The sequence below is a fragment of the Streptomyces sp. SYSU D01066-1 genome (assembly GCF_054956795.1).
In genome coordinates, this window is sequence record NZ_JBUDHV010000012.1 from 128,789 (window position 1) to 150,684 (window position 21,896).

Annotated in this window: 20 protein-coding genes, 1 tRNA gene and 2 pseudogenes; 7 read left to right on the plus strand and 16 right to left on the minus strand. The window is 72.9% G+C overall.

The window, feature by feature from the left end; translation table 11 throughout:
- Positions 1-404: 404 nt before the first annotated feature.
- Genes ACY1JF_RS14725 through ACY1JF_RS14765 form a run of 9 tightly spaced genes read right to left on the minus strand, consistent with a single transcriptional unit; the run spans position 405 to position 9,562 of the window.
- Positions 405-1,652 carry a YlbE family protein gene (locus ACY1JF_RS14725; protein WP_462705558.1) on the minus strand — a complete coding sequence of 416 codons (1,248 nt, stop codon included), beginning with the start codon at positions 1,650-1,652 and terminating at the stop codon, positions 405-407.
- Between the two features lie 13 nt (positions 1,653-1,665).
- Positions 1,666-2,703 carry a hypothetical protein gene (locus tag ACY1JF_RS14730; RefSeq protein WP_462705559.1) on the minus strand — a complete coding sequence of 346 codons (1,038 nt, stop codon included), beginning with the start codon at positions 2,701-2,703 and terminating at the stop codon, positions 1,666-1,668.
- A gap of 3 nt (positions 2,704-2,706) precedes the next feature.
- Positions 2,707-3,534 carry a carbon-nitrogen hydrolase family protein gene (locus ACY1JF_RS14735; RefSeq protein WP_462705560.1) on the minus strand — a complete coding sequence of 276 codons (828 nt, stop codon included), beginning with the start codon at positions 3,532-3,534 and terminating at the stop codon, positions 2,707-2,709.
- A complete protein-coding gene (locus ACY1JF_RS14740) occupies positions 3,531-4,184 on the minus strand; it encodes a flavin reductase family protein (RefSeq protein ID WP_462705561.1) in 654 nt (217 codons plus the stop codon). The genes ACY1JF_RS14735 and ACY1JF_RS14740 overlap by 4 nt, the downstream gene beginning before the upstream one ends.
- Complete coding sequence (locus ACY1JF_RS14745; protein ID WP_462705562.1) at positions 4,165-5,160, minus strand: alpha/beta fold hydrolase; 996 nt, start codon at positions 5,158-5,160, stop codon at positions 4,165-4,167. The genes ACY1JF_RS14740 and ACY1JF_RS14745 overlap by 20 nt, the downstream gene beginning before the upstream one ends.
- A 26-nt stretch (positions 5,161-5,186) precedes the next feature.
- Positions 5,187-6,395 carry a cytochrome P450 gene (locus tag ACY1JF_RS14750; protein WP_462705563.1) on the minus strand — a complete coding sequence of 403 codons (1,209 nt, stop codon included), beginning with the start codon at positions 6,393-6,395 and terminating at the stop codon, positions 5,187-5,189.
- A gap of 44 nt (positions 6,396-6,439) precedes the next feature.
- Complete coding sequence (locus tag ACY1JF_RS14755) at positions 6,440-7,291, minus strand: SDR family NAD(P)-dependent oxidoreductase (RefSeq protein WP_462705564.1); 852 nt, start codon at positions 7,289-7,291, stop codon at positions 6,440-6,442.
- An 8-nt stretch (positions 7,292-7,299) separates the two neighbouring features.
- The gene (locus ACY1JF_RS14760) at positions 7,300-8,550 is read right to left on the minus strand and encodes an FAD-dependent oxidoreductase (RefSeq protein WP_462705565.1); all 1,251 of its coding nucleotides are present in this window, start codon (positions 8,548-8,550) and stop codon (positions 7,300-7,302) included.
- A gap of 43 nt (positions 8,551-8,593) precedes the next feature.
- A complete protein-coding gene (locus ACY1JF_RS14765; protein WP_462705566.1) occupies positions 8,594-9,562 on the minus strand; it encodes a PDR/VanB family oxidoreductase in 969 nt (322 codons plus the stop codon).
- Between the two features lie 164 nt (positions 9,563-9,726).
- Between ACY1JF_RS14765 and ACY1JF_RS14770 the strand changes: the two genes are divergently transcribed.
- Positions 9,727-10,638, plus strand: coding sequence for a LysR family transcriptional regulator (locus ACY1JF_RS14770; RefSeq protein ID WP_462705603.1), 912 nt, complete (start codon positions 9,727-9,729; stop codon positions 10,636-10,638).
- A 166-nt stretch (positions 10,639-10,804) separates the two neighbouring features.
- On the opposite strand, the gene ACY1JF_RS14775 is transcribed toward ACY1JF_RS14770, so the two are convergent.
- From ACY1JF_RS14775 to ACY1JF_RS14790, 4 genes are read right to left on the minus strand one after another with little or no spacing between them, the layout of a single operon-like run.
- Positions 10,805-11,425 carry a hypothetical protein gene (locus tag ACY1JF_RS14775; RefSeq protein WP_462705567.1) on the minus strand — a complete coding sequence of 207 codons (621 nt, stop codon included), beginning with the start codon at positions 11,423-11,425 and terminating at the stop codon, positions 10,805-10,807.
- A gap of 4 nt (positions 11,426-11,429) precedes the next feature.
- A complete protein-coding gene (locus tag ACY1JF_RS14780) occupies positions 11,430-12,629 on the minus strand; it encodes a hypothetical protein (RefSeq protein ID WP_462705568.1) in 1,200 nt (399 codons plus the stop codon).
- Between the two features lie 37 nt (positions 12,630-12,666).
- On the minus strand, positions 12,667-13,128 hold the full coding sequence (locus tag ACY1JF_RS14785; RefSeq protein WP_462705569.1) for a hypothetical protein: 462 nt from the start codon (positions 13,126-13,128) through the stop codon (positions 12,667-12,669).
- Positions 13,125-14,783: a hypothetical protein gene (locus tag ACY1JF_RS14790; protein ID WP_462705570.1), complete on the minus strand. Its 1,659-nt coding sequence runs from the start codon at positions 14,781-14,783 to the stop codon at positions 13,125-13,127. Before ACY1JF_RS14790 ends, ACY1JF_RS14785 begins: the two co-directional genes overlap by 4 nt.
- A 181-nt stretch (positions 14,784-14,964) precedes the next feature.
- On the opposite strand from ACY1JF_RS14790, the gene ACY1JF_RS14795 reads away from it, so the two are divergent.
- Together ACY1JF_RS14795 and ACY1JF_RS14800 are read left to right on the plus strand one after the other, a co-directional pair.
- A complete protein-coding gene (locus ACY1JF_RS14795) occupies positions 14,965-16,227 on the plus strand; it encodes a sensor histidine kinase (RefSeq protein ID WP_462705571.1) in 1,263 nt (420 codons plus the stop codon).
- On the plus strand, positions 16,224-16,943 hold the full coding sequence (locus ACY1JF_RS14800; protein WP_462705572.1) for a response regulator: 720 nt from the start codon (positions 16,224-16,226) through the stop codon (positions 16,941-16,943). The genes ACY1JF_RS14795 and ACY1JF_RS14800 overlap by 4 nt, the downstream gene beginning before the upstream one ends.
- Positions 16,944-17,481: 538 nt before the next feature.
- Here ACY1JF_RS14800 and ACY1JF_RS14805 read toward each other — a convergent pair.
- Both ACY1JF_RS14805 and ACY1JF_RS14810 read right to left on the minus strand, forming a co-directional pair.
- Positions 17,482-18,309, minus strand: coding sequence for a class I SAM-dependent methyltransferase (locus tag ACY1JF_RS14805; RefSeq protein ID WP_462705573.1), 828 nt, complete (start codon positions 18,307-18,309; stop codon positions 17,482-17,484).
- 532 nt (positions 18,310-18,841) lie between these two features.
- Positions 18,842-18,915, minus strand: a tRNA-Pro gene (locus tag ACY1JF_RS14810).
- Between the two features lie 205 nt (positions 18,916-19,120).
- Here ACY1JF_RS14810 and ACY1JF_RS14815 point away from each other — a divergent pair.
- A pseudogene (locus ACY1JF_RS14815) lies at positions 19,121-19,422 on the plus strand (transketolase); the annotation flags it as partial.
- Positions 19,421-19,807: pseudogene (locus ACY1JF_RS14820) on the plus strand (transketolase); the annotation flags it as partial. The pseudogenes ACY1JF_RS14815 and ACY1JF_RS14820, both read left to right, overlap by 2 nt.
- A gap of 26 nt (positions 19,808-19,833) precedes the next feature.
- On the opposite strand, the gene ACY1JF_RS14825 reads toward ACY1JF_RS14820, so the two are convergent.
- Entirely contained in the window at positions 19,834-20,193 is a 360-nt protein-coding gene (locus ACY1JF_RS14825) for an MmcQ/YjbR family DNA-binding protein (protein WP_462705574.1), read from the minus strand.
- Between the two features lie 169 nt (positions 20,194-20,362).
- On the opposite strand from ACY1JF_RS14825, the gene ACY1JF_RS14830 reads away from it, so the two are divergent.
- Together ACY1JF_RS14830 and ACY1JF_RS14835 are read left to right on the plus strand one after the other, a co-directional pair.
- Complete coding sequence (locus ACY1JF_RS14830) at positions 20,363-20,956, plus strand: helix-turn-helix domain-containing protein (RefSeq protein WP_462705575.1); 594 nt, start codon at positions 20,363-20,365, stop codon at positions 20,954-20,956.
- A gap of 100 nt (positions 20,957-21,056) precedes the next feature.
- On the plus strand, positions 21,057-21,896 hold the full coding sequence (locus ACY1JF_RS14835) for a class I SAM-dependent methyltransferase (protein WP_462705576.1): 840 nt from the start codon (positions 21,057-21,059) through the stop codon (positions 21,894-21,896).

The following is a 21,896-nucleotide window of genomic DNA, read 5'->3' on the forward strand; positions in this document are numbered from 1 at the left end:
GACCGTGTGGGGCGGTCGGAGCGGGTCGGGGATCACCGCGTGGATAGAGGGACATCTTGGGACAGTGACCCGGATCGCCGGGTTACGGTCACGTAACGGTGCGCGGCCGTCGTCGGCCGTCGCCTCGGCACCACCGCTGTCGGGGAGACCGGTCCGCGGTTCCCGGTCTCGTGAGACTCCGACACGTGTGGTGGCTTCGAACGCCATCTGGTGTGATCCGGACCACGGTAGGGGTGATGTTAGGGAGCACGTGGGACGGCGTTCACTGAGATTCACCGACCGTATGGGGCTTAAGCGGCGGTGTATGGCAGGGGCCGGCGCGGGCGGTCACCGGGAAGCGGTACGAACCCCATGGCGCACCGTCCCGGCGGCCATGGGGTTCGTCGTGGGGGCGTGGGGAGGAGTCAGCCGTCCAGTGCCTCGACGGCGTCCTGGAACGGCTGCGCGGGGGCGATCAGCAGTCCGGCGCCGGCGTGCCCGCCCTCGCGCAGGGCGGCACCCATGTGGATGCTGGGCGTGACGCCGGTCGAGGCCACGAGAGCGGCGTCGATCCCGAACGGGACACCCCGGAAGCCCAGGTAGGGGATCTTCCACTCGGGGTGTTCGCCGTGCGTGATGCCGTACATCGCCTCGGTGGCCGCCACCATGCCCGGCGCCGAGCCCGCGCTGTAGTCCTGGAGGGAGAACGCGGCCGCCGCCGCGAGACCGCCGAGGCCGACGGTCTCGGTGATCAGGCTCTCGCCGCCCATGAAGGCGATGTCGTCCGCGGTGATGCCGTCGAACAGCTTGGCCCTCAGCTCCGGGACGGGGGCGCGGAACCAGCGGTCGCCGGTGCCGGCCACCCGGATGGCGAACTCGTGCTCGCTGACGGCCATCGCGGTGACGATGCTGCTGTGCCCGGTGCCCGCCGCGGTGTCCGCGACGCACTTCCCGGCGGCCATGGCGACGTGCAGGAAGAACAGGTCGTTGCCGCTGACGAAGTCGAGCACCTCCCGGCTGGCGGCGGTGAGGCCGTTGGCGTCCAGGAGGGGCCCGGCGAGCCGCTGGAACAGCACGGCCGTGGCCGCGGTGTTCCGGCTGTGCAGGTCGTCGCCCATGCCGAGGGCCCGCCGGATCAGCGGCTTGACCGGTATGCCGCCGGTCGTGCGGAGCGTCGCCGCGAGGTGGGGGGCCAGCACGTCCCTGATCCAGACCAGGCGTCGGCGGACCTTCTCGTTCCACACCCCGTAGGTCAGCCGCTGACGGTCGCTGCCCTCGTAGAGCAGGCAGTGGCCGCGGCTGCCCGACACCGGGTCGGACACCACCCACACCGGCATCGACGCGGAGGTCACTCCGGTCACCGAGCCGACGCACCCGTGGTCGTGGCAGGGTTCGACCGCGATCTTGCCGTCGTGCAGGAGGGCGTCGGCCTCCTCCACCGTCGCGGCCAGTCCCTCGAAGACGGCCGCGCCCAGGACGGCGCGGCGCTGGCCGCCCGCGTACCGCGCCCACGGCAGGGGCGCGCCGGAGGTGAGGATGGTGTTCGGGGTCATGCCCGGCAGCGCGTCCAGGGCCGGTACGACGTCGGTGAGGACCGGTTCGGCCGCGGTCATGGCGGTGACGGCCGCCGCGTTGGCCCGTGCCCGCCGCTCGTCGTCTCGTGGTTGTGCCATCGTCGTGGTCCCCTCAGTCCGTCTCGACCAGTACGCCGTTGTCCACGACCGTGTGTCCGTCGACCGCGACCGTGCAGCCGCGCAGCGGGATGTCGAGGTGGTTGTAGGTGTGCCGGTCCATGAACGGGTGCGGACCGGTGGAGAACAGGAAGTTGCCCGCGAGGCCGCGCGCGTCCATGCCCATCAGGGACTCCCGGTCGTACAGGGCCATGGCGAACCAGTCGGCGTTCTTCATCAGCCCCCAGCCCATGTGCGACAGGAAGCGGGCCTCCTCGTCGTCGGCGTCCGCGAAGAACATCTCCAGCAGCCGGGCGTCACCGCCGGTGCCCTTGACCTCGCTGATGTAGCCCTTCTCGATGATCAGGGTCACCTCGTCGCGCACGTAGGTCTTGAACGGCAGCAGGATGTCGCCGGGCGCGATCACGATCTGCCCGGTGGACGTCTTGGGCCAGCTCAGCACCATGGTGGAGGGCCAGTGGTCCCAGCGGCCGGGGTCGTCGGCGATGCCGCACTGGAAGCCGGGGTGCGCGTCGGTGAGGTCGGCCACCAGGTCGGTGCCGTGCACGGAGGTCACACGCAGTTCCCGGCCGGCCTTCAGCAGGGCGGCGCCGGCCCGCACCCGGGCCTTGTCCTCGGCGGTGGGCAGGTTGCGGGCGAGCACCTCCGGCGGGTCGGCGACGAAGAGCATCCGGGTGTCGGCGCCGAGGATCTTCCCCAGGGACTCGGTGTGGATGAAGCCCTCGTTGGTCAGGTCGAGGACCATGTCGGCGCCCTGGAGCAGGGACAGGGCCAGGGGGTTGTCGTCCAGGGAGGTCAGGCCGGCGCCCGAGCCGGTCCGGGAGGAGGGCAGCGGCACGGGTGAGCCGCCGGGCAGGGTGGCCTGGATGACGTGGGCCTTCAGGGCCAGCGCGGCGGCGAAGGCGGCCTCCACGTACTCGCTGCGGCTGGCCGGTTCGGCGAGGATGACCAGGGACTCCCCCTCGGTCACCTTGCACAGTTCCAACTCCTTGCGGAACAGTTCCACCAGGTCCATCGGGGCGAGGTTCGGCATCGTTCAACTCCCTTGCGTGGGTGGGTCGGTGTCCGTGCGGGGACCGGGTACGGCTACGCGGTGCAGGTCGCGCAGGTAGGGGATGGCGGCCCTGGCCTCGTCGGCGGCGGCCGGGTCGAGACGGGCGAGGACCCGGCCCTCGCCCGCGGGCAGCACGGCCAGGCGTTCGCCCTGCGGGCCGACGATGGTGGAGTGTCCGCAGAAGGTGAGGCCGGCGGAGGAGCCGGTGTTGTTGGCGGCGACCAGGTGGCAGCCGTTCTCCAGGGCCCGGGACCGGGTCAGCAGTTTCCAGGCGTGCAACCGGGCCGCGCCGAAGGCGGCCGGTACCGCGATGGTCCGCGCCCCGGCCAGGGCGAGCCGCCGGGCCACCTCGGGGAAGCCGCCCTCGTAGCAGATCGCCACCCCGATCCGGCCCACCGGGGTGTCCGCGACCGCCTGTTCGGCGGGCGGGCCGGGGGTGAAGTAGTCGGGCTCGGCACCCCACAGGCACCGTTTGGCGCCGGTCGCGGCGATGCCGTCGGGGGTGACGATGAGGCCGGTGTTGCGCAGTTCGCCGGACCCGGTGCGCACGGCGGTCGCGGTGACGAGGGTGACGCCGAGCTCCCCGGCGAGCGCGCACAGCAGGTCGCCGGTGCGGCCCGGGAGCGTGCCGGCCACCCGGGACAGGCCGGGCGAGAGCACGTATCCGGTGTCGCACAGCTCCGGCAGGACGACCAGGGCGGCGCCCTCGTCCGCGCAGCGGCGCACCTGGGACTCGATGCGGCGGGCGTTGTCCTCCGGGTCGAGGGGGGTGCCGGTGATCTGGACGGCCGCCGCGGTGAAGGGTGTCATGCCGGGCGGACCTCCCGGGGCGGCCGGGTCTCGGCGTACGGCCAGCGCGGGACCGGCGGGGAGGGCAGGACGGCGGCGTCGGCGCAGTAGGTGGCCCCGGCGGTGCGGCCGACCGGCCGCAGTACGGCGCTGTCGACGTGGTGGGCGGCGTCCACGACACCGTCGGCGGCGTGCAGCCGGACCGCCCTGGCGAACACGGCCGTGTCGGTGCCGATCCGCCGGACCTCGTCCAGGCGGCACTCGATCGCCACCAGTGCCTGGGCCACGCGTGGCGGTGCCACGTCCCGGGAGGGCACGGCGTCCAGGCCCGCGTAGTCGAACTCGTCGACCTGCTCGGGGACTTCGGCCGAGGAGGCGACCACCGAGGCCAGTGCCGGCACCGAGACGACGTTGACGACCAGTTCGCCGGTCGCGAGCACGTTGGCCAGGGTGTCCTTCGCCGTGTGCCCCGGCCGGCCAGTGGCGCCGATGGACAGGAACAGGGTGACCGGATCGCGGGAGGCGATGGTGAAGAACGAGAACGGCGCCAGGTTGCGCACACCGGACGCGGACACCGTGGACACCCAGGCGATCGGGCGGGGCTGGACGACTCCGGTGATGAGCTTGTACGAGTCGTTCGAGGCGAGGGACTCAAGGTCGTAGCTGCGCATTCTCTTCCTCTCGGCATCGGTGTGCGCCGGCCGGGCGGGCGACGCACCGGGCGTGCACCACGTGGAAGGCGGCCGTCGAGTTGGTGTCGAAGACGACGCCGTGGCCGTCCCCCGTCAGGCCGTGCTCCGCCAGCTTCAGGTGTTCGGTGTCACAGCCCAGCCCGCGCAGGAAGGCGGTGGTCGCCACGTCCGCGTCGAGGTGGCCCGAGGCGGCGGCCGTGACCACGACGACGGGGACCCGGGCCAGGCCCCGCGGTGGCCCGTCCGGCTCCTGGCGGGCGGCGTCCAGTGGCAGGGCGGTGAGGCCCTCGGCGAGCGCGCGGGCGTGGTGCGGGCCGCCGAAGGGCGGTCCCAGGGGTTCCACCGCCACGACCAGCCGGACCAGGCCGGGGTCGCGGTCGGCGGCCAGCCAGCCGGCGGGGGCGCCGGCGGAGTGGGTGACGAGGATCGCCGGACCGGTCAGTTCCAGCAGCCGGGACAGGCGGGCCGCGTCCAGCCGCTGGGCGGTCGCCGGGTCGGGCGGCAGGGCGGTGCCGGCGGCGGCGACGGCGGTGAAGGCGCCGTCCGGCCGCAGCCGCGCCGGGTCGAGCCGGAACAGCCGGCCCAGCGCCTCCGCGCCGGGGGCCGGGTCGCGCGGGCCCAGGTCCCGGTCGTCCCACGGCGAGCGGCCGTGGCCGGGCCGGTCCAGCAGGTAGGTGGGGTGCCCGGCGGCGACGAACAGTTCGGCCCAGCCCGGCTGGCCGTCGACGGCCCACATCCAGTCGGTGGACTGTCCGCCCCCGCCGTGCACGAGCACGACCGGGAGCTTCCAGTCGTCCTCGGCGGCGGGTGCCTCCCACTGCACCCAGGCCGGTCCGACCGGCCTGCCCGCCTCCTCGTCCCACTCGTCCGCCAGGAAGAAGCCGCCTCTGCGGCGCAGCGCGGGGGCGACCCGGGCGTGGGGCGGCCGGTGGTCCGCGGTCTCGTTGTGGTTCATCGGGGCACCTGCGCGGGCGGGCGTCATCAGGCGCGGGCCCGGCGCAGCCGCAGGGGCACGTACTCGTGCCCGAACGCCTGGTAGTTGACGGCGGTGCGGGGCTCCCCCGCGCTCGCCACGTCCGCGACGCGTTCGGCCATGCTGCGCAGCAGGGTCGTCGCCTCCAGCCGGGCCACCAGGTTGCCGGCGCAGGTGTGCAGCCCGAACCCGAAGGAGAGGTGCCCGTTGCGCATCTCACGGTCGATGACGAAGTCGTCCGGCCGGTCGAACTCTCGGGGGTCGCGGGCGGCCCCGAGCCACATCATCAGCACCTTGGCGCCGGCCGGGATGTGATGTCCGTCGACGACCGCGCCGTTCGGGGTCCACCGCCCGCCGAACCGGTTCGGCGGGTAGAGCCGGACGGACTCCTCCCACGCGCCGGCCACCAGCGCGGGGTCGCGGCGCAGCTTGTGCCACTCCCCCGGGTGGTCGCCGAAGGCGCGCAGCATCGAGGCGATACCGCTGGTGGAGGTGTCGAAGCCGGCCGCGAACACCGTCTTGACCAGGTCCCGGGCCTCTTCCTCGCTGATCCGGCCCTCGTCGGCCATCGCGTAGAGCTGCCGGCCGAGGCCGCCCTCGGTCAGCGACTCGCGGTCGATGTTCCGCTCCACCCACGCCACGGCCTCGGCGCCCGCCGCCAGTTTGCGGTCCCGCAGTTCGCTCGGCGGCCCGAAGGCGTTCAGTCCCGCGCTGCCGAACTTCAGCAGCAGTTCGCGGCCCTCCTCCGGCATGCCGATGACGTCCGGAAAGACCTTGAGCACATAGGCGGCCGCGAGGTCGGCGTAGCCGTCGCCCTCCACGGTGTCCCGGTCGAGCATCCGGTCCAGCAGCGCGTCCGCCTGCTTCTTGAAGTACTCGCCCATCCACTGCAGGTTCCTGGGGCCGAGTACGTCCATGATGGCCGACTTGGTGCGGGTGTGGGCCGGGGGCTCCTCGAAGAGCACGATCCGCGGCCGGAACGGGGAGTCCTCGTAGAACGGGCGGTCCGTGGAGGAGAAGGTCCGCCAGTCGCGCAGTCCCTTGCGGATGTCCTTGAAGCGGGTCACCGCGTAGTAGTCGTGTTTCTCGACGTGGACGACGGGGCCGATCTCGCGCACTGCGCCGTCCGCGGCGAACGGGTCCCGCAGACTGTCGAGCGCGAACGGGTCGATGTCGGTGCCCGGTATCGGCCGGGTGGTGGTCGGGGCAGTGCTCATGGGTGGGTTCCTCCGGACTCGTCGGAAGGGGGCGGCGGGCGGGCTCAGGTGCCGGGCACGCGGCTGGCGGGGGTGCGGCCGGTCTCCATCCACTCCAGCCGCCGCCGCACCGCCGCCACCGCGCGGTCGGGGTGCGGCAGGACGAAGAAGCGCTGCTCGCGCATCGCGTCGAGGACCAGGCCGGCGACGTGTTCGGCGGGCAGTCCCTCGGCGCTCTGGCGGGCCCGGAACTCCTCCATCGCCGCGCGCCGGGCGGCGTCCTCGTTGATCGGGACACCGGCGGGCGCGTTCCGCTCGGCGTCGATCATCCGGGACCGGACCGGTCCCGGCGCCAGCAGGTGTACGTGGACGTCGCTGCCGGAGGCGCGCAACTCGATCTCCAGGCATTCGGCGAGTCCGTGGACCGCCATCTTCGTCGCGCAGTAGGGCGTCATGAACGGGGTGCCGGAGGCGAATCCGGCGAGCGACCCGGTGATGACCAGGTGCCCGTCCCCCGACCGTTCCAGCAGCGGCAGGGCCGCGCGCACGGTGTTCAGGGTGCCGAAGTAGTTGACGTCCATCACCCAGCGCCACGCCTCGTCGGCGACGTCCAGGACGCGGCCGCCGGTCTCGACCCCGGCGTTGGCACACACCACGTCCAGCCGGCCGAAGGCCGCCTCGGCCGCGTCGCAGAGCCGGGTGACGCCCTCGGTGCTGGTCACGTCGGTGCGTATGCCGATGACTTCGGCGTCGCCGGCGTGCTGCCGCAGCCGTGCCACCGCGTCGTCCAGGGCGCTCGCCTCGATGTCGCCGACGGCGACGTTCATTCCCTCGGCGAGGAACGCGCGGGCCAGCGCGAAGCCGATGCCGCTGGCTCCGCCGGTGACCACCGCGGCCTTGTCCACTGTGTCGTCCATCGGGTCTCCTAGGCCGTGCGGGCCGGTGTTTCCAGCGACTTGGGGAACATCAGCCGGGCCCGTGCGGCCTCCTCGTCCCGGCCGAGCCGCCGGACCCGGTCCCAGGCCGCCGCGCCCTCGTCGGTCGCCGTGGAACCGAAGATCATCTTCTTGTTGGCGGAGGCGGCCGGTGAGACCAGTTCCTTGAAGACCCGGCGGCGTTCGTGGGCGTACCGGTCGAGCACCCGGTCGTCCGCGCGCCCGTGGACGACCGCGGCGAGGGCGTCGATCAGCAGGTAGCTGTCGAAGAGCCCGCTGGTCAGCCCGAGACCGCCGGTGGGGTTGGTGGCGTGCGCCGCGTCGCCGGCCAGCAGCACCCGGCCCGTCCGGAAGGCGGGGGCGCAGCGCTGGTGCATCCTGTACGGGCTGTGGGCGCGCAGTGCGCGCCGGTCCGCGCGCGGCAGCAGGGTGTCGAAGAAGCCGCCCATGCGCTGCTCGACGCTCTCCGGGCTGTCGGCCTCCGGGTCGCTGTAGGTGTAGCGCCACAGCCCGGCGTCGGACGAGTTGTCGATCTTGACGATGATCGCGCCGTATGTCTCGTCGACGACGAAGGTGGTCTGGTCGTACCCCTCCTCCTCGAACGGGTAGACGACGTCGGTCGCCACGAACCGTTCCGACCAGGTGAACCCCTCGAAGGGCAGGCCGAGCAGGCGCCGTACGGCACTTCCGGCGCCGTCGGCGCCGATCACCCAGGACGCCTGGTGCCGGTCCACCGACCCGTCCGGGCACAGGACGGTGACCTCCACCCGGTCGTCGTGGTTCCGCACGCCGATGACCTCGCGTTCGAAGCGCACCTCGACCGGGAGACCGTCCCGTTCGATGACGTCGAGCATCACCTCGACGAACCGGTCCTGCCGCAGGTGCAGGTTGTACGGGTGGGCGACGGAGCCGTCGAGCGCGGCGAGCCCGTAGCGCACCCGCTCGCCCGTGCGCCAGTTGAGGAAGCAGTAGTCCTGCTTCTTGAAGCCGGCGGCGACCGCCGCGTCGAGGACCGAGAGCCGGTCGAGTCCCTCCAGGGTGGCCCAGTGGTGCACCACGGCGCGCGGTGCGCGGACGACGTCCGCGTGGCGCTCCAGGACCGTCACGGGGATGCCCTGCCGGGCCAGTCCGAGCGCGTTCAGCATGCCGACCGGGCCGGCGCCCACGACGACCACGGGTGCGACCGCGGTGCTCTTCCGCGCGGGTCCCGTCTTCTCGCCGCTTTCTGTCTGGTCTTTCACGGGTTTTTCCGCCTTCCATGAAGTGCGCGTGCGCGCTCGGAATTCAGGCGTCGAGGACCAGACCCGTTCCCGCCCCGCGGGAACAGCAGATCATCATGGTCTCGTTCGCGGCTTTCTCCTTGTCGGAGAGAATGGAGTCACGGTGGTCCGCCGTTCCGGCGAGGATGGCGGTCTCGCAGGTGCCGCAAGTGCCTTCCCGGCAGGAAGAGATCACCGGGATGCCCTGTTCCTCCATCACCTGGAGGATCGACTTGTCCGCCGGGACGTCGAGTTCCAGTCCCGAGCGCTGGAGGGTGACGCGGAACGCCTCGCCGCCCTCGGCCGGGTCCTGGGCGGGCGTGAACCGTTCGACGTGCAGAACCCCTCGGGCCCGGTCGCCCAGGTGCGCGGCCAGGGCGTCCAGCAGGCCGTGCGGTCCGCAGGCGTAGACCAGTTCGCCTTCGCCGAGATCGGCGAGGACGGCGGCCAGGTCGGGCGGTCCGCAGACGTCGTCGGGACGGATCTCGACCCGGTCGGGGTAGCGTTCCCGCAGGTCGTCGGCCCAGGCCATCGACTTCGCGGTCCGCCCGCAGTAGACGAGCCGCCAGGGCACGCCGGCCCGGTCGGCGGCCGCCAGCATCGGCAGCAGCGGCGTGATGCCGATGCCGCCGGCCACGAACCGGTAGGCGGGCGCGGGCTTGAAGGTGAAGTTGTTGCGCGGCCCGTCGCAGGTCAGCACGGTCCCGGCGCGCAACTCGTCGTGGATGTAGGCGGATCCGCCGCGCCCGGCGGCCTCGCGCAGTACCGCGACCCGGTACGCGCCGGTGTCCGCGGTGTCGGACATCAGCGAGTACTGGCGCACCAGGCCGTTCGGCAGACGCAGATCGAGGTGCGCGCCCGGTTCCCACGCCCGCAGCGGCTTGCCGTCCGGGTCGACCAGCACCAGTTCGGCGACCCCGTCGGCCACCGTCCTGATCGAGTCGACCTTGACCTCGAACGGCGGCTGACGCCTTCCGTCTGCGGCGTGGGACATGACTGCTCCCTTGAGTCGAGGAATCGGGTGACTTCGTCCGCCAGGAGGGCGGTGCCTGTCGATTCCGGCAATCTAGGAGGGCCGGCACCCGACGTGGCCCGACTCACGGCCACCTGTATTCCCTTATAGCGTTCACCTATAGTTCGCGGATGGAACTTAGGCAGATGCGATACTTCGTCGAAATCGTGCGGCACGGATCGCTTTCCGGTGCCGCGAAAACGCTGCACATGAGCCAGCCGCCGCTGAGCACCACCGTCGCCGCCCTGGAGAAGGAACTGGGCGTACGGCTCCTGGAACGGACCGGCCGCGGGGTGGTCCCCACCGAGGCCGGGCGGCTGCTCATGGACCGCGGCGAACAGATCGTGCGCGAGTCCGACCGGCTGGCGGAGGAACTTCGCCGGCACGGCCAGGGAGTGGTCGGCTCCCTGCGCCTGGTGGCGTACATGCCGTATGTGCAGACCCTGCTGCCGAAGGTACTGGCGGCCTACCGGCAGGTGGCCCGCTCGGTCGACATCCAGATCCTCGACCTCCGGCCCGACGAGGCCATCACCGGGCTGGAGCACGGGACCGTCGACGCCGCTTTGATGACCACCAGCAACCACGAACTGACGGCGCAGCTCAACCGCGCGTCGGTGCACATGCGGCGGCTGGGCGAGGTCGGACTGGTGGCGGTGCTGCCGCCCCGGGAGACCTGGGCCAAGACGGTGTCCTGGGCGGAGCTGGCGGCCTATCCGGTCTTCACCCCGCCGGTCTCCGCCCGCTTCCCGGGACTCGGCAACCTGGTACTCGCCGAACTCGCCGAGCACGCGGGCGTACGGCCCGACATCCGGACCGTGAGCCAGCACCAGGCCGTGCTGGCCCAGGTGTCCGCCGGGCTGGGCGTGGCCGTCAGCGCCCAGGGCAGCACCGGCACCGGCCCCGGGTGCCCGGTCTCGCTGCGCCCCCTGTCGGAGGGGCGCCGCACGCTGACGATGGAGCTGGTCTGGCCCAAGGAACGCGAACTGCCCGAATCGGTGACCCGGTTCCTGGAGCTGGCGTGCGCGGAACTGGGCGTCGGGACACCGGAGCCGGGGTGAGCCGGTGCCGAGCCCCGGCACCGGCAGGCCCTGGCACGGCGGCCCCCGGCCGACCGGCACCGGCACCGACAGGCCCTGGGCGGCTCCTCGGCCGACCGGCACCGGCACCGGCACCGGGTGGATACGGCGGGCAGGCGGGCCCGATGCCGGGGCCGGGGCCGGGCGGTCAGGTCAGCAGGGCCGCCACCTGTCCGGCCGGACGGTGCCGTCGCCAGGCGACGGCCAGGAAGACGACCAGACCGACGACGGGCAGCGCGCACACGCTCCAGCTCAGCGGGAGCGGCGGGCCGGGCTGTTCGAGGACGGTGATGTCCTTGAGGGTGCCCGTTCCCTCGCCCTGGGGGCCGTCGATGGTGAAGGCGAAGTCCCACTTGCCCGCCGTGGACAGCGACTGGACATCCAGGCCCCACACCGACCGCTTGCGCGGATGCCGGGAGAGCGGTTGGGCCATGCCTCCCCTGCCGCCCCCTCCGGGCCCGGCCTGCTCGGCGCCGGCGGCGGTCATGCTGAGGGTGCCGGTCTTCTTGCCGATCCCGCCCTCGGGGGCGAACGTGAAGTCCAGTGACTGGGTGGCGCGCAGCGGCCACTCGGAGAAGCCGACGGTCAGCTCGTAGGGGCCGACCCGCACCTGTTCCGTGTGGACGATGTCGACCGGCGCGTACGCCCGGGCGGACGGCGCGGTGATGAACAGCGTGCCCGCGGTGGCGCACAGGGCGAGGACGAGGGCGCGGGCACGGTGCCGCGCCGACCGGCGCGGCCGGGCCGCGAAAAGCGTTCGGATGCGCATCGGATCAGTTGTCTTCCTGGTCGGTGGCGGGGGTGTTGAGCCGCAGCAGGACGGCGAAGCGGGCGGCGAGGAAGCCGGCCAGGGCACCGAAGGCGAGTCCGAGCACCGCGTCGATCAGGACCGTGCTCGCGGTGGTGCCGGACGGGCCCATCGGGCCACCGCCGCCACCGCCGCTCCCTCCGCCGACCAGTTGGTCCTGCAGCAGGATGGAGAGGCTGACCAGGATGCCGCCGACGGCCCCGACGAACTGCGGCAGCCAGCGGCCGGACCAGCCCTGCCGGCGGCCGAGCAGGAACAGCCCCTCGATCACCAGGGCCACGACGATCATGAACATGGGGATACCGGAGGGCAGTACCGGGGCCATGTCGGTGAGGTTGTCCCGCAGCGGCAGTCCCACATGGCCGGCGTACGCCTTCGCCGCCCACGGGGAGAACCACCACAGGAACAGCTGCATGGCTCCGAGGACGGCCGCGATGGCGAGCACGATCCCACGGCGGCGCAGCGCCAGCGCTCCCGTCATGGTGAGGCAGACCGAGAAGAAGATGTTGCCCGCGAGCTGCGGGTCGACGGTGCGCGACAGCCCCTGGAAGGCGTAGGTGGTCAGCGGGCAGAACGTCATGAGCACCGGGATGCTCACCACGAGCCCGATCCGCCCCCAGCGCTGGTCGCGGGCGGCGACGAAGACGATGATGCTGCCGACCATGGTGAGGCTGATGGAGATGAACAGCGCGACGTGCGGCGGGGAGTTGAGCACGGCGTCGAAGCCGTACAGGGAGTGCCACCACAGGTCCATCAGTCCGTACAGCAGGAACAGCGCGGCGCCGCTGCCGGCCACCAGATAACCCAGGGGGGCGGTGAACGTGCCGCCGAGGACCCGGACCGGGCTGCCGCCGACCCCGGTCTCGGCGGCGCGGCCGGCCCGCTGCGCCGAGGTGGCGCGCAGCACCATGACCAGGCTGACGAGTCCGGCGAGGGCGCTGCCGGAGTACAGCATCAGGTGGGAGAGGGTGAAGAAGGTGTCCGGGCCGACGTCGACGTGCCACTCCACGTCCCAGCTGATGCCGATCAGCGACGTGAGGGTACCGGCCAGGACGGTGCAGGCCGCGACGGCGGCGGGCAGTTGACGCGGTGGCGCCGCGTCGAGCGGGACCGCCGGCGCCGGCCGGCCGGCGCCGCTCAGTATGGGTACGGGGACGGATTCCATCGGACGTGCCTTTCGGGCTTCGTGACGGGAAGGGCGCTCACCGGGTGACGGCGAGCGGGAAGACAAGCTGGTCGTGGCAGTCGTCGCCGTCGATGCCGACCGTGAACTCCCAGCGACCGGGCATCATCAGCGCGATGCCCGAGACGTGGTAGGTGCCGGTGGCGGTCGAGGTGGCGGTGTAGTCCGGCAGCGCGTGGCCCGCCGTGGGCAGCAGCGCGGAGACGGTGACCGTCGTCGTCGAACCGCAGGCCGAGTCGCCGTCGCGCGGGGTGAGGGTGACATCGACGTCGGTCATCCCGGTCACCGGGTCGGAGATCGTCAGGGTCACCACGTCGTGCACGGTGCCGCCGGTGAGGGTCGTACCGCCCGAGGTGTCGTCGGACGCCGCCTCGGCCGTGCCGGACGTGGCGCCCCACATCAGGCGCAGCGCCAGCACGGTGACGAGGACGGCCGCCAGGACGCCTGCGGCTATGAGGGAACGCCGTGCGCGCCCGGTCATCGTGTGCTCCCCGTGGCGTCGGTGACGTGCAGCAGGTACGGGACGGTGAGAACGGTGTCGTCGCGCTCGGCCTGGATCCAGATCCGGTAGTGGCCGGCCTTCGGGAAGGTGTAGACGAAGGAGATGTCGGGGCCGTACGCGGCGACGGTCTCGTCGGCGGTGCTGTCCCCGTTGACCGAGGTCAGGCCGTTCATGGAGGCCATGTCCATCGAGTCGGAACCCGAGGTGTCCGCCGTTCCCGCCATGCCCTCCATGGCGGCCATGCCGTGGCCGCCTTCCGACACCGCGCCCATGGAGTGCGAGTGGCCCCACACCTCGGCGTCCTGCGCGGCCTCGCCCACCCCCGCGCCCTTGGCGGAGACCGGTCCGACGACGATCATGTGGCCGAGCATGCCGAGCCAGGGTTGCAGGGTCGCCTCGTCACCGACCCGGGCGGTGAGCACCACGGACTTGCCGGCCGTCAGCGTGGACGTGGTGAGCTTCACGTCGATGCCGTTCACCGTGCGGGTGCCGGCCCCCGCCTCGGTGACCGCATCGCCGGAAGCGGAGTCACCGGCGTCACCGGTGGCGTCGATGCCGGTCGCGGAGCGGACCTCCTGGATGCCGCCGCCCCGTCGGGCCAGCTCGGCGGAGACCGCGTAATGCCCTGCCTCGGGCAGCTCCAGGGGCACCTCGTAGGTCCCGGCGGCGGTCCGCACCGGATGCAGGTGCCACAGCTGCCCCGACGGGCCGACGATCATCAGGTGCATCAGCGCCCCGTCATGGACGATGAGATCGTCGGCCGGCAGCCCCGTTGCGGTGTCGGTCACGACCAGCCGGATGTCGTCGGTCCGGCCGGCCCGGACCGTGGAGGACCGGACGGCGAGGGTGACGGGCGAGCGTGAGTACTCCCCGGTCTGCTGGCTGACGTGGGTGTAGGGGTTCTTGACCCCGTCGATCGTGGGATCGACCTCCGCGCCCTGCGCGGCCGGCAGCGGCAGCGTCGAGGTCAGGACGGCACCGGTGACCGCCATGGCGAGGCAGGCGACCACGCCGCCCGCCGGGACCAGCGTCCACCAGCCGCGCCTGACCCGTACGGCGACGAAGACCGTGACCAGGATGAGCACCCCGGCACCGATGAAACCCGCGTACACGGCCTTCTCCGCCGGGGAGGTGGCCTGGTCGGAGACGGTGAACGGGATCCGCGCCGTGCGTTCGCCGTCGTTCAGCGTCAGCTCCCACGGGCCGGCCTGCGCCACCTGCAGCACGGCGGAGTACGTGCCGGCCCGGGCGCCGAGTGTCACCGTGGCGGTGTCGGTGGTGGTGCCGGACGCCGAGGCGTCGGACGCGGAGGCCGACACCCCGGTCGGCACCACTCCCAGCTCGAGTTGCCCGGCCGCGGTTCCCTGGTGCGTGATGACGTCGACGTGCAGCGGGCCCGGCACACCGGTGACCCGACGCAGCACCACGGTCAGCTCTCGGTCACCGAGTGTCTGGGCCACCTGGACGTCGCCGCCGCTGGACGGGGAGTCCGCGACGGCCTGCGGACTCACGGCGTACAGCAGACCCAGGGCGCACAGCAGACCGGCGAGACCGCGCCACAGCCGGTGCCGGGTGGGGGGAGCCGGACGGCGGGGCCTGCACGGCCCCGCCGCGGGAGAGACGGTGTCGTTCATGGTGCCGCCAGGCTAGGAACGGCCACCGGCCGCTGTCGTCACGGCGCCAGGGGATCGCGCATCCCCCGGACGGGGGACCCGTACGCGCCGGCGACCAGGCATCATGGATGCCCTGGCTGCCGGCCGCGGGCCGGACGGCCACATGATCGCGGCGACGGCGGCGACCGAGGAAAGGGGCACGGTGTCCGACAGGGAAGGGCGTCGGACGGGACGGACCACGCCCGTACGGCCCGACGGCTCCCCCGGCCGTGACGTCAGCGGTTCGCTCACCCGTCAGTCACTGCTGGTGGCCGCGGCCTCGCTGGTCGTGGACTGCCTGTACTTCTTCTTCTCCGACGCCTGGGAGGGGCCGTCGCCCTGGCGCTGGGTCGTGCTGGGCGCGATCGTCCTGGTGGACGCCGGGCTGGCGACCGCGCCGCGCCTGTCTGGGGTGGTGGCCGTCGCCCAGGCCGCGGTCGCCGTGGGGATGGCGGCCCTGCCGGCCGGGCACGGCGGGTCCCCGCCGCTGTACAACAGCGCGGGCCTGCTGGTCTCCGCCTACCGGGCGGGCGCCTGGCTGGACCGGGGACCCGCGGTGGTGGCGCTGCTCTGCCTGGCGGCCGGCACCGCCTGCGGGCAGCTGCTCACCCGTGGGAACCTCGCGGAGGGACGGCTGCTGCTGGACCCGGTCGCCAACGCTCTGCTGCCCTGGCTGGTCGGCCGGTACACCACCGCCCGCCGCGCCTACATCGCCGAGCTGGAGCAGCGTTCCGAACGCGAGCGGCACGAACGCCGGCAGGCGCTGGCCGAGGCGGTCGCCGAGGAGCGCAGCAGCATCGCCCGTGACCTGCACGACGTGATCTCCCACCACGTCAGTGCCATCGGGGTGCACGCGGGCGTCGCCCGGCTGAAGGCCACGGCCGCTCCCGGTGCCGAAACCCTCGCCGAGTCCCTGAACGCCGTGGAGACCTCCAGCCGGGCCGCCATGTCCGACCTGCGCCGGCTGCTGGACCTGCTGCACGGCAACGCGCCGGACACCGCCGGCGAGGACCGGCAGCCCGGTCTGGACGACCTCGCCGGGCTCCTCGACTCCGTACGGGCCGCCGGGCTGCGGGCCCAGGTCACCGTGCACGGTGTCCCGGCCCGGCTGCCGGAGTCCCTGGACATCGCCGTGTACCGGGTGGTGCAGGAGATGCTCACCAACGCGCTGCGGCACGGGGACGGCCGCACCGCGGACGTCGTCCTGCGCCACGACGGTGCCACCCTCACCGTGTCCGCTACCAACCCACTGCCCTCGGGCGGGCACCCGCGGCCCGACTCCCCGCATCGCGGGCTGCAGGGCATCCGCAGCCGCGCCGCCCTCTTCGACGGTTCCACCGCCTACGGCCTCGCGCCCGACGGCAGAACCTGGATCACCACCGTGTCCTTCCCCCTCGACTCACCGGTCCCGGCGGACCCCTCATGACCCTGCGCGTCCTGGTCGCCGACGACCACGCCATGTTCCGTTCCGGTCTGCGCGCGGCGCTGGCCACCCAGGCCGATCTGGAGTGCGTGGCGGAGGTGTCGGACGGTCGGGCCGCCGTCGAGGAGGTACGCCGGCTGCGGCCGGACGTCGCCATCCTGGACATCCGCATGCCCCGCCTGGACGGCCTGCGCGCCACCGAGACGCTCCTCGCCGACCCGGCGAACACCACCAAGGTGGTACTGCTGACCACCTACGACAACGACACCTACGTGCACCGGGCGCTGCGGGCGGGAGCCAGTGGCTTCCTGCTCAAGAGCCTGCCCCCGGAGGAACTGATCGCGGCGGTCCGGGTGGCCGCCCGCGGCGACGCGCTCATCGATCCCTCGGTGACCCGGCGGCTCAGCTCCCGTCTCGCCGACGGACTCGCCCCACCGCCGGTCCCCGCCGCGCTGGACGAGCTGACCGCACGGGAACACGAGGTGCTGCTGCTGGTGGCACGCGCGTACAGCAACGCGGAGATCGCCGCTCACCTCGGCATCGGCGACGAGACGGTCAAGACCCATGTCTCGCGCATCCTGACCAAACTCGGCCTGCGGGACCGGGTGCACGCGGTGGCCTACGCCCACCTGCACGGCTTGGTCGACCAGGGCCCCGGGCCGTCCGGCCCGGCGGAGGACGCGCAGCGCCGGGGACCGACGGCCCGTCCGGGATTCTGAGTGGGCATTCAGATACGGCTCGTGGTGTCACGGCGCTCTTGAGGTTCGGCTTCTCCGGAATGATCTGCGTCCTGCGTGCAGCTTCACGGTCTTCCAGGCTCCAGCCTCGACGCCCGTTTGCTCCGCTTTTCGCAGCCGGATTCCGTCTGGTCCATGGACATCACAGAAACGCCCTACTGGTCAAGTAACGCCGTCGGCCACTGTCCACGTCGGCTGCTCCGCCGCCGCCAACCACAACCCGGCCAGTGCCACATCGACCTGGACGCCGACTGCGTCCACACCCTCACCACCGCGGCCGGGACCACCGGCACCGGTCTCACCGGCCTGCCGGTCATCCGCCGCGAGGTCGTCACCAACAGGCCTCCGGCGCAGCGCGGAGTCTGCGATGCCCACTCCACCGCACGACAGGCCCTGCCGGCCCGGCTCCGGCAGCCGGTTCCGCGCCCCTTCGACTCGCGTCTAAGGAACCCGGCACCGGCGCCCCGAACGGGGCCAGGCACGCGCGCTGCTCGGGCTGCACACTGCCGGGGAAGTATGCCTAACGAACGGCCAGCAGACCGTACAGAAGGGGAATCCGCGGCTCGGGCAGCCGCCACCAGCCAGAGTCCGTACGGACCATCCGCGGCCAGCGCGGCCAGGGAAGCTCGTCGCTCTCCCGCAGTCGCCGGACGCCCATTCCCGCATCCGTCAACGCGTTCACGACCTCTCCCACCCCGTGCATCCACTCGTAACTGTCCGTGGCTCCCTCGACGGCCGGACCGTCGGTGTAGGTGTAGGTGGCGTCCCGGTGCACCGGACCGGAGCCCCCCAGGTAGTCGTGGCGCAGCAGCAGCTCCGGTCCCTCACCCGGACCCGGTTTCGGGCCGAGCGAGTTGAGCAGCGGGTGGAACTCCACGACGTACAACCGCCCGCCCGGCCGCAGGAGCCTGGCCACGGCATCCGCCCACCGGTCGAGGTCGGGCAGATAGCACAGGGCGCCCTTGCCGGTGTAGACGACGTCGAACCGCCGTCCCTCAAGTGCCGCCACGGCGTCGTACACGTTGGCCTGGACATAGGCGACGTCGAGGCCCGATGTCGCGGTGAGGTCCCGCGCGGCCGTCACGGACGCCGCCGAGAAGTCCAGGCCGACCGTCCGGGCTCCGCGCCGGGCGAAGGCGAGCGTCTCCGTGCCAAGGTGGCACTGCAGGTGCAGCACGTCCCGGCCGGACAACTCGCCGAGGTCCTCCCACTCGAACGCGGCGAACCAGCGCTCCGGATCCAGGTCCTCGTCCAGGCCGTAGAACCGACTGGCGACGTGGACCGGAGTGCGGGCATCCCAGTTCGCCTGGTTGGCGCGCATCAGCCGCGCGTGCTCGGCGGAAGTCATGCGGACATCCAACCGTGCCCCGACCGCGCGCGAGGGGAGGAAAACCGGAAAGTGCTGTGCCGGGTGTCGATTCGGCCGGTTCCCGTTCGTCGGTGGGTGTAGGAATGTGATGAGAACCGGGAGGAGCCTCAAGCGAGCAGCGGGACTTCCGTTTCTCCGCGAAACGACCGGGGCCCCGATGGCATAGTTGTGAGGGCAGGGTTCTGCCGGTGGCGGTGGGCTGCTGGTCGGTCGAGAGCCGCTCGTGAACCGGTGCGCCACCAAGGACCCCCTCCGTACGGAGAGTCACGGCGCTCGCGAGGAACATCCACCACCCGGGGCCTGGTCACCACGGGCCCCGTTCTCCGTCGGAGAGAAGACGTGAACCACATCGTCCGCGGCAGCCTCCTGATTGCCTTCGGCCGTGACGATGGTGTGGCGCGGCTGTCGCGTTTGCTTACGGCGTCGCCCGCAGTCGCACCGCCCCCAGGAACGGTCAGGGGCCGGTTTCGGATCTCTCCGAAACCGGCCCCTGACCTGCGACTGTCTCCAGTCGGGACGACAGGATTTGAACCTGCGACCCCTTGACCCCCAGTCAAGTGCGCTACCAAGCTGCGCCACGTCCCGATGCCCGCCTGACCTGGGGTTTCCCCGGCAGGGCGTGCAGGAAAACCATACCGCACTCGGGCCGGTGGTCGCGCATCCCTTTCCCGTCCCCGCCGCACTTGGCCTCGACTCCGGTTGAGGTCGCACGCTCGTCCGTACGACGAGGACCGCCGAAACACACGGACGTGCCCACGGGTACGACGACCTGTCCGGTCTGAGGGCGCTGATGACGGGGGACGAGAAGCACGGGCCCACCACGACGTCCCCCCTGGACGTGCTGCAGGTGCTCCACGACCGGTGCTGCGGGTCGGCCCGGGGTGCGCGGACGGCCCGGGGCGGGACCGGTTCCTGCTGTCGAAGGGGCACGGGCCGATGGCGTACTACGCCGTGCTCGCCGCCAAGGGGTTCGTGCCCGTGGAGTGGCTGGGCGGCTTCGGTTCCCACAGCTCACCGCTGGGACACCACCCCGGCCGGGCCCTGGTGCCGGGGGTGGAGATCGGCAGCGGTTCACTGGGGCACGGGCTGCCTCGACGGGGAGCGGTTTCGCACCCTGTGCGAGGGCGGCCCGGGCGTGGTCGTCGCGGTCGGACCGCTGCTGGACGGTGTGCTCGCCGCCACTCAGGGCCTCGACGTCACCGTGCTGTACGCCACCGCGGTCCGCCCTTTCGACGCCGGGGCGCTGCGCCGGGCCGTGCGGGCGGCGCGGGCGGACGTGGTCCTGGTCGAGCCGTACCTTACGGGTACGTCGGCGGCGGCCGTGAACGAGGCTCTGTCCGACGTACCGCGCCGGGTGCTGGTCCTGGGGGTCGGCCGGCGCGAGCTGCGGCGGTACGGGCTCGTCGAGGAGCACGCCGCCGCGCACGGGCTGGACGCCCGGTCGCTGCGGGAGCGGATCGGCGGCTTCCTCGGGGCGGCGGTCCCGCGCTGGCCTGGGCACGCTCAGCCGGTGGGCGGCAGGCCCAGCCGGGGGTGGCTCTCCAGCAGGGCGGGCGGGGCGGCCTGGCGCCAGGAGTCGGCGAGGACGTCCCGCAGCTCGTCCTCGTCCTCCAGCGCGGCCAGCCGGGCCCGCACCCAGGCGAACTGGGCCTCGTGCCCGGCGATCCAGAACTTCTCCGGCTCGGCGAGGACCAGTTCGTCCCGCTCCTCCTTGGGGCAGCGCACGGCGACGGACGTCTCGTCCTCGGGCAGCGTGGCGAACATCTTGCCCGCGACCCGGAAGGTCGGCATGCTCCAGGCGGTCTTCTCCGTGGTGTCCGGCAGGGACAGGGCGATACGGCGTACGTCTTCGGCGTCCGGCATGTCGGGCACCGTAGCCCGCCCCACTGACAGTCGGCCCGAGGCGGCGGCCCGCCGGTCCCGGCACCCCGCGGGGACTGCGCGCGGGCACGCGTCCTGGGGCGCCCACCGCGACGCTCCCGCCGGTCCCGGCACCGCGGGTTTTTTGCGGCTCGCGCATACCCTTGTGCGCGTGACGCAATACTCCGGTGACCTCGACGCCCTCGTACGCGCCCGGATCCGCGCCCTGCGCCTGGCGCAGGGCTGGTCCCTCGACGAACTGGCCGGCCGGGCCCGGCTCAGCCCCTCCACGCTCAGCCGCATCGAGAACGGCCGGCGCCGCCTCGCGCTGGACCAGCTCGTCACCCTGGCCCGTGCCCTGGACACCTCGCTCGACCAGTTGGTGGAGACCGCCGCCGACGACGTGGTCTCCAGCCCGACGATCGACGCGGCCCGCCAGCGGATGCGGTGGTCCGTCCGCGCCGACCCCGGTCTGAGCGTCGTACGCCAGCGCCTGACGGACCCGCCGCCCGACAACCCGGCGCGCATGCGCGCCCACCCGGGCCGGGAGTGGCTCGTCGTGCTCTCCGGCACCGCCGTCCTGCTCCTGGGCGACCGGCGCGTTCGCGTGGAGACCCACCAGGCCGCCGAGTTCCCGACGATGCTCCCGCACGCCCTCGGCGCCGAGGGCGGGCCCTGCGACGTCCTGGGCATCTTCGACCGTGACGCCCGCCGCGGCCACCAGCGCGCCGAGACCGCCGAGGACACCGGCCGCCCGTCCCGGTGAGGACGGGTTCCTTGCGCGTCCGGCACGCCGGGCGGCCGTCGCCTTGCCCTTCCGGGAAGCGGGCCCGCCGCCGGCCCGTGGTCCTTCTAGCGTGGCCGGCATGACACACACCTCCCCGCGAGCGGGCCACGCCTCCGACGGCCAGGCGGAGATCCTCGACCTGGACGCCGAGGTGCTCGCCGAGCACCTCGGCGCCCTCACCGCGTGGCTGCCCGTCACCGTCCCTCCCCGGCACGTCGTGGACCTGGGCTGCGGGACCGGCGCCGGCACCTTCGCCCTGCTCGACCGCTTCCCCGAGGCCGAGGTGACCGCCGTCGACGCCTCGGCCGGCCACCTCAGGCGCCTGCTGGAGAAGGCCTCCGCCGCCGGTGCGGCCGACCGGGTGCGCACCGTCCGGACCGACCTGGACGCCGCCTGGCCCGCCCTCGGCAGACCCGAACTGGTCTGGGCGTCCGCCTCCCTGCACCACATGGCCGACCCCGGCCGCGCCCTGCGCCGGGTGCGTGACCTGCTGGCGCCCGGCGGACTGTTCGCCGTCGTCGAACTGGCCGGGTTCCCCCGGTTCCTGCCCGCGGACGCCCCCGAGGACCGTCCCGGTCTGGAGGAGCGCTGCCACGCCGCGCTGGAGCGGCACCACACCGAGCACGTGCCGCGCCGCGGCGCCGACTGGGGAGCCGCGCTCACCGCCGCCGGCTTCACCGTCGAGGCCGAACGCACCGTCACCGTGGACACCGGCCCGTCGCGCACCGACGCGGTCGGCCGCTACGCCCTCGCCGGCCTGCGCCGTCTGCGCGACGCCGCCGCCGGGACGCTGGCGGCCGGGGACCTCGCCGCCCTGGACCGGCTGCTCGACACCGACGGTCCGCACAGCGTCCTGCGCCGCGACGACCTGGCGGTGCGTACCGAACGCGTGGTGTGGGCCGCGCGGCGCACCCCCTGA